Source organism: Desulfuromonas sp. (genome assembly GCA_002869615.1).
Taxonomy (GTDB): Bacteria; Desulfobacterota; Desulfuromonadia; order Desulfuromonadales; family UBA2294; genus BM707.
Genome location: PKUH01000041.1, coordinates 21,098 through 27,312, shown reverse-complemented (window position 1 = coordinate 27,312; position 6,215 = coordinate 21,098). Strand labels below are relative to the sequence as shown.

General features: G+C 52.6%; 13 protein-coding genes. 10 read left to right on the top strand and 3 right to left on the bottom strand.

What is annotated here, in order from left to right; genetic code table 11:
- The coding region (locus tag C0623_05080; GenBank protein PLY01825.1) for a hypothetical protein at positions 1-189 on the top strand (189 nt) is incomplete at its 5' end.
- Positions 190-708: 519 nt separating this feature from the next.
- Here the strand turns inward: C0623_05080 and C0623_05075 are convergent.
- On the bottom strand, positions 709-900 hold the full coding sequence (locus C0623_05075; GenBank protein ID PLY01824.1) for a hypothetical protein: 192 nt from the start codon (positions 898-900) through the stop codon (positions 709-711).
- A 164-nt stretch (positions 901-1,064) separates the two neighbouring features.
- Between C0623_05075 and C0623_05070 the strand changes: the two genes are divergently transcribed.
- The 5 genes from C0623_05070 to C0623_05050 all read left to right on the top strand — a co-directional run bounded on the left by C0623_05070 (position 1,065) and on the right by C0623_05050 (position 2,955).
- Positions 1,065-1,466, top strand: coding sequence for a phage holin family protein (locus C0623_05070; GenBank protein ID PLY01823.1), 402 nt, complete (start codon positions 1,065-1,067; stop codon positions 1,464-1,466).
- Positions 1,467-1,584: 118 nt separating this feature from the next.
- Positions 1,585-1,866, top strand: a complete 282-nt coding sequence (locus C0623_05065; GenBank protein PLY01822.1) for an N-acetyltransferase — start codon at positions 1,585-1,587, stop codon at positions 1,864-1,866.
- A 16-nt stretch (positions 1,867-1,882) separates the two neighbouring features.
- On the top strand, positions 1,883-2,113 hold the full coding sequence (locus C0623_05060) for a hypothetical protein (GenBank protein PLY01821.1): 231 nt from the start codon (positions 1,883-1,885) through the stop codon (positions 2,111-2,113).
- 64 nt (positions 2,114-2,177) lie between these two features.
- Positions 2,178-2,705, top strand: coding sequence for a hypothetical protein (locus tag C0623_05055; protein ID PLY01820.1), 528 nt, complete (start codon positions 2,178-2,180; stop codon positions 2,703-2,705).
- On the top strand, positions 2,695-2,955 hold the full coding sequence (locus C0623_05050) for a hypothetical protein (GenBank protein PLY01819.1): 261 nt from the start codon (positions 2,695-2,697) through the stop codon (positions 2,953-2,955). The genes C0623_05055 and C0623_05050 overlap by 11 nt, the downstream gene beginning before the upstream one ends.
- A gap of 174 nt (positions 2,956-3,129) precedes the next feature.
- Here the strand turns inward: C0623_05050 and C0623_05045 are convergent, their stop codons facing one another.
- On the bottom strand, positions 3,130-3,324 hold the full coding sequence (locus C0623_05045) for a hypothetical protein (protein PLY01818.1): 195 nt from the start codon (positions 3,322-3,324) through the stop codon (positions 3,130-3,132).
- Between the two features lie 132 nt (positions 3,325-3,456).
- Between C0623_05045 and C0623_05040 the strand changes: the two genes are divergently transcribed.
- The 3 genes from C0623_05040 to C0623_05030 all read left to right on the top strand — a co-directional run bounded on the left by C0623_05040 (position 3,457) and on the right by C0623_05030 (position 4,538).
- A complete protein-coding gene (locus C0623_05040) occupies positions 3,457-3,804 on the top strand; it encodes a hypothetical protein (GenBank protein ID PLY01817.1) in 348 nt (115 codons plus the stop codon).
- Positions 3,805-3,902: 98 nt separating this feature from the next.
- Positions 3,903-4,199, top strand: a complete 297-nt coding sequence (locus tag C0623_05035) for a hypothetical protein (GenBank protein PLY01816.1) — start codon at positions 3,903-3,905, stop codon at positions 4,197-4,199.
- Complete coding sequence (locus C0623_05030) at positions 4,200-4,538, top strand: hypothetical protein (GenBank protein PLY01815.1); 339 nt, start codon at positions 4,200-4,202, stop codon at positions 4,536-4,538.
- Between the two features lie 4 nt (positions 4,539-4,542).
- On the opposite strand, the gene C0623_05025 is transcribed toward C0623_05030, so the two are convergent.
- Positions 4,543-4,782, bottom strand: a complete 240-nt coding sequence (locus C0623_05025; GenBank protein ID PLY01814.1) for a hypothetical protein — start codon at positions 4,780-4,782, stop codon at positions 4,543-4,545.
- 131 nt (positions 4,783-4,913) lie between these two features.
- Between C0623_05025 and C0623_05020 the strand changes: the two genes are divergently transcribed.
- Positions 4,914-6,188, top strand: a complete 1,275-nt coding sequence (locus C0623_05020) for a hypothetical protein (GenBank protein PLY01813.1) — start codon at positions 4,914-4,916, stop codon at positions 6,186-6,188.
- Positions 6,189-6,215: the final 27 nt, after the last annotated feature.

Genomic DNA, 6,215 nt, shown 5'->3' with positions numbered 1-6,215 from the left:
ATTCTGATTCTGATTCTGATTCTGATTCTGATTCTGATTCTGATTCTGATTCTGATTCTGATTCTGATTCTGATTCTGGCTGCCATAGCCATCTTCGGTCATGCCTGCTCCGGCATTGTCACCGGAAGCGCCGGAACCGGCGCCGGCACCACGAGCCCAGGTTGGAGCGGTAAAAACCAGGAGGGCTAATAGTCCGGTTACGACAATTTTCATGTACCGTTTCATTTTGTTCTCCTTTTCGGCTACTTCTTTGTGCCGCGATAAAAACAAGTTATCTCTAATGCGGGCATTTTCAAGGTATAAAATTAATTTACGTTAATCTTCTGATGCAATATAGACGATCCGAGGTTCTCTCCGGTTGACAAACATTGAAGAAATCTTCATCGGGCAGGTTATTGTTGCCTGAAGGTTGCCGTTTTTTTATGATTCCTTGATTTTTCAATCGGGACACTCTGCTCAGGGTGTGCCATCAAACTCAAAATCTTTTTTTTGCCACTAAGGCACCAAGTTCACGAAGGGAACCAAAACATCAATTAGCCGCGGATGAACGCAGATGGGCGCTGATAAGGTCTAAAGCATGTTAACGGAGAGGGGGGCGAGAACAGGGGCGTTGGATTGGTTGGACTGGTTGTGTTTTAACAAATAGAACTGATTGAAACAATAAAACGAATTGAAACTCGACTTTCTTTGCGTCTTCGCGTCTTTGCGTTAAATATTGATTTGATTGTGATCAGCGGCTAATGGTTTTTGTTTAAACTCAATACCTATTAAATTTAGCTTTCCTTGGTGACTTCGTGTCTTCGTGTCTTCGTGGCAAAGAATATTACCTGGAAGGATTTGAATATCTCTCCGAACTCCGCCACTCTCCGGCTCTCCGTTAAACAGGACGATCAACCACATTGGATCCCCGATCAGGGTCGGGGATGACAGGACTTAATGAAGGTGCAGATGTCTCGCAAGATAACGAGACATCACAGTAGGGGCAACATTCGCCCTTGTATGCTCGCGCGCATACGTTAGAATCCCTTTAACGATCCATTATCGACGTAAGGAGGTTTTTATTCATGCAAGGTCTCGTGCTCCGCTGGCTGATCCTGGCGGCCGCCATCATCATCGCTGCTTACCTGTTTCCCGGTATTGAAATCAGCGGTCTCGGTACCGCCCTGTTTGCCGCCATGGTGCTCGGCTTCTTGAATGCCTTTTTCCGGCCGATCCTGCTGCTGCTGACCCTGCCGATCAACGTCTTGACCCTCGGCCTGTTCACTTTTGTGATCAATGCCTTCCTGCTGCAGATGACCTCGGGTGTGATCGGCGGCCTGGTCGTCTCCGGGTTTGGCTCGGCGCTGCTCGGTTCGCTGATCATCAGTATCGTCAGTGGTCTGCTCAGCTCGTTCATCAACAGCCAGGGGCGGGTCGAGCCGATTGAAGTCGAACTGCACCGCCGGCGCGGTGATCACTGGGAATAGAAATCGATTAAAAGGGCAGGCTCCTTCATTCTTATCTGCAATCCGTCCATTTTGTTCTTGCCTTCCTGCCGCAGAGGGTTAACCTTTCGGTAACAGCATTAATCAGGGAGATTCGACCATGAGTATCGACGTAGCCAATAACCTGACCGATCAACAATTCCAGGCCGAGCTGAGCGGCCACCTGGCAATCATCCGCTACCGCTATGACGATGGCGTCCTCGTTCTGACCCATACCGAAGTGCCGGACGAACTCGGCGGCCAGGGCGTCGGCAGCCAGCTGGTCCGGGCGGCGCTCGATTTTGCCAAAACCGAGGATTTGAAAATTGTTCCCGAATGCCCGTTTATCAAGGCATATATCGACAAGCATGACGAATACCAATCGCTTCTCGCAAGTCAATAGCCGGCAAGGATCCGGTATGTCGGAATTGAATAAACAGAGGCGGGGACAGAGCAGGCAGAAGGTGCGGCAGCGCGTCTTGACGATTGTGATCGCCCTGTTGTTGATCATCTCGCTTGCCCATCTCTGTCGCCTGCTGACCGGTGCCGAACTGATGGTCGGCGGTAAACTGATTCCGGTCTGGGTCAGTCTGCCCGGATTTGCCGGCCCGGCGCTGCTCGCCGGTCTGCTCTGGTGGTCCCGCGATTAAGAAGCTTGCCAACCTCTCCCTTCCGGCGTAGGATCAGTCATACCTCTCATCGTCAGGAGTTTTGATGCGTTTTATCATCGTTCTGTTCTTCCTGTTAAACCTTGCCGGCTGCGCCGCCAATAAACCGCAAGTACCGATTTCCGAGGATGCCCGGCTTGCCGAAGCGGCCGAGCTGGTCCGCTACAGCCTGACCAGCCGCATCATCGCCAGCGTCAGGGAGACCAACAGCAGCCAGATGAATTCGTTCCTGGCCGGGCGGCAGATCCCGCCGGAATTGGCCGGGCCGATTGTTGCCGAGGAAATCGACCTGATCATTGCCGACGAAGAGCAGCGTCTGCTTGACCACCTGGTCCCGATCTACCGGCGCTACTATACCCCGGAAGAGATTCATCAACTGTTGACCTTCTATCGAACCGACGTTGCCAGAAAATCCCAACAGGTCAGCGAACAGATTGCCGGCGAGAGCCTGCCGTATTTCCGGGCCTGGACCGCGCAGTTCAGCGAGCGGCTGCTCGAACGGGTCTACCAGCGTCTGAACGAGAAGGGGATCGATGTCGAAGCTGGAAAAGGAGAGGCGGGCAATGGCAATTGACAAGATTACGGTGCAATCGGAAGCCGGCAAAGGGATCGAAGTTGCCGTGATTGACATCAACCCCCACGTTATCACGGTGGCAATCGGCGAAGGGATCCACAACGTCAAGTGCAAGCTGCTGCCGACCGAAAACGGTCGGGCCTATGTCGGCAATGTCATGGGCCGGGAGATCGTCTACGAAAAAAGCGTCGAAGAGATCAAGAAGATGCTCGGCGTCGGCAAGATTGAGCGGAAGAATGTTAAAAGATAGTTATCAGTTATCAGGGGGCAGTTATCAGCTGTAAGTTGTAAGTTGTAAGCTGTAAGCTGTAAGTTGTAAGCTATAAGCTATAAGCTGTAAGTTGTAAGCTGTAAGTTGTAAGCTGTAAGCTGTAAGAAAAAACTGAAGACAGCCAACTGCCAACTGTAAACTGCTTTTCGCTTTTTAAATTTTAACGATCGTACTCGGATTGCAGAGATTCTCGGCATGTTTGGCGACGGCGTTGCAATTGAGACAGCGATGGCCGGGATCCTGCATCAGGTCCTTGAACTCATCTTCTTTTCCCTGCTTGCGCAATTCACACAAATGCTTCCAGTGCCCTTGCGGATCTTTGCAATCGGTTTCATTCGAATAAGACATAACACCTCCATGAACAGTCTGTCATACCTGTAGTATAGCATCACTTCTGCAACCGCACAGAACTTTGCCTGTGACTTATTGTGTCGCGCCGGTCGGTATGCTTAAGGCCAGGACAACCGGAAGGAGGTTGATATGATCAGCAGACTGTTATTGTTTTTACTTTTGCTTCCATCGATAGCCCTGGCGCAAGCGGGGCAATTCTATCGGTTGGATAACGTCATGGGGTGCCATTCCTTCTTTGCCAAGGTGACCTGCCGTACCGTTGATTCCATCGATTTCACCTGTTACGCTGCGACCATCGACGCGATGTTCATTGATGAGGTGCGGACGCTCTATCGCCTCGAGCTGGAGATGTATGAACGGTACATCCTGGTTGTCGAGCCTGTCCCCTGGGATGATGATCCGAATTCCGAATTGTGGAAACGGAAATACTGGCCGATTCTTAATAAGGTGCAACTTCCGGAGTATGAATTGGATTGACGTATTGCGGCTCCATGCGATTGCGGTTTTGACTTCCGGTAAATTTGAACGTATTCTGTGGCGACTTCTCTTGGTACTCAACGGAAAGGATACTTTTAATGCTGCGCACACTCCGCCTGATTCTGCTCGCTTCCCTGCTGTTCGCCCTGTCGGCCTGCGCCTATATCGATACCCGCTCCCCGTACGATGAAGATCTCAACAACACCGATCTTGGCACGAAAACAGGACGGGCCAGCAATTACAGCCTGTTCTGGGTTGCGGCCTGGGGCGATGCCGGCTATGCGGCGGCGGCGAAAAACGGCGGTATCACCACTCTCAAGCATGCCGATGTCGAAGTGTACAGCCTGCTCTTCGGTCTTTACGTGCGCCGGACGATCGTCGTCTACGGTGACTGAATGACAAAGCTTTGCCCAATCATCCTGCTTGCAGTGCTGCTCGGCGGTTGCGCCGTGCTCGGCCAGGATCCGATCACCGGCTACCTGGTGACGAATACGGTCGTGCCGTACTCCATCGATCTCGACAGTACCCCGGTCGTCGACGGCAAGGGGGAGGGAGAGATTATCCGGATCCGCGAACCGTTCACCAATATCGGCCTTTATACCGAGGTCAATACCAACGCTATCGGGGAAATCGCCCGCGAAAACGGGTTGCAGAAGGTCTATTTCGCCGACATGGAAACCTTCACTATCTTCAGTATCTGGCGTTCGCATACGCTGGTGATTTACGGGGAATAGTCTTTTAATCAAAATCCTTTTTAACGCAAAGACGCAGGCTGACGCCGCAGGGTAAACCTGAACCCCAAAAAGAATTTGCCTTCTCAGCTTCTTTGTAGTTGTAGTCATGCGTTAAAACCGTATTCATAAAAATCTTTCTTAACGCAGAGACGCAGAGACGCAGGCTGACGCCGCAAAGAAAATCGAAAGCAAAAAGCGGGAACGCTTTTGGGGTTCGATCTTTAAACCGGAATCCTTTAATCATGGCTTGACTTTCTTTGCGTCTCTGCGCCTCTGCGTTAAAATTTGCTCTTCCGGTTTCATTTTCTAAAAGTTGACAACACGCCATTAAAATCTTATAAATTTTAGATATTTCCCTTTTGCCATGGAATAACTATGAAAACTGAAAATCTGGCTATTATTCTGACCGACATCGTTGGCTATACCGAAGCGACTTCGCGCCTTTCACGTAAAGAGCAGAAGGAGATGCTGAGCCTGCATAACCAGTTGCTCTTTCCGATTATCCGCAGTTTCGGCGGCAAGGTTGTCAAGACCATCGGCGATGCGCTGTTGCTGGTGTTCCGGTCGCCGACCGACGGCATGCTCTGCTCGATGGCGATGCAGGATGCCCTCTACGATTTTAATCGTAAATCGATGCCTGAACAGAAGCTGCATATCAGGATTGCAGCAAGCCTCGGTGAAGTGCGGGTTGCCCGCAACGATGTCTTCGGCGAAGCGGTCAACCTGACCAGCCGGATCGAAAGTATCACCCCGCAGGATGAAATCTACCTGAGCGAAGCGGTTTACCTGGCGATGAACAAGGCCGAGGTTCCCTGTGTCGAGGTCGGTCTGAGAGAGCTCAAGGGGATTTCCGAACCGGTCAAGATCTGGCAGATTCCGCGCTTTACCCGGGCCCGCCTGGTTCCGGAGGATGTCGGTGAAGAAGAGATTGATGAGCTCAGCTATCCGTATGGCGGTGCCCACCTCGATGTCGTCACCAAGGGGAGCAAGAGCGGCTCCGATCAGGCTTCGAAAAAGCCGTTGCTGATCGGGCTGCTGGTTCTCGGCCTGGTTGTTATTGGCGCCGCGGTCTGGTCGCTGCCGGCCGGCACCTTCAGTTCGTTATTCTCTTCAGCGGAGACCGAGATTGCCGAACAATCGGCGGATGAGCCGAAAGAGGCGACCGCCGAAACGAAGCCAGAGCCGGTCGCCGCCAGGGAGGCAGCGCCGCCGGAAGTGAAGCCGGCGGTCAAGAAGGTTGCCAAGGCGACACCGAAGGTCGCACCGAAACCGGCAGCCACAGTCGCGCCGAAGCCGGCTCCGAAAACGACCCCGGCTGTCGTGAAGAACCCTTACGCCGAATTGATCTCCCGGCTCGAATCGGGCAACGGTGCCGAGATGCGGTCGGCCGCCCGCGAAGTATACAATGAGCAGACCTTTGCCCGGGCCGTTCTCGACGCCATGACCAGGGTTCTTGAGCAAAACTATGAAGTCGCTCGTCTTGACCGCAACACGGCCGATGCCCTCGCCTGGTACTGCAAGGTCCTGGCCCAGAGTGCCGATTCCAGGTACCTGCCGATTCTTGAGAAAGTCACTAACGGGGCGGGGAATGCCAAACTGCGAAAATACGCGGCCAGGAGTTACCAGGATTTACAGCGAGCGGTGAACTGAGCGAACGTTTCTCCCGGCACATCCTTA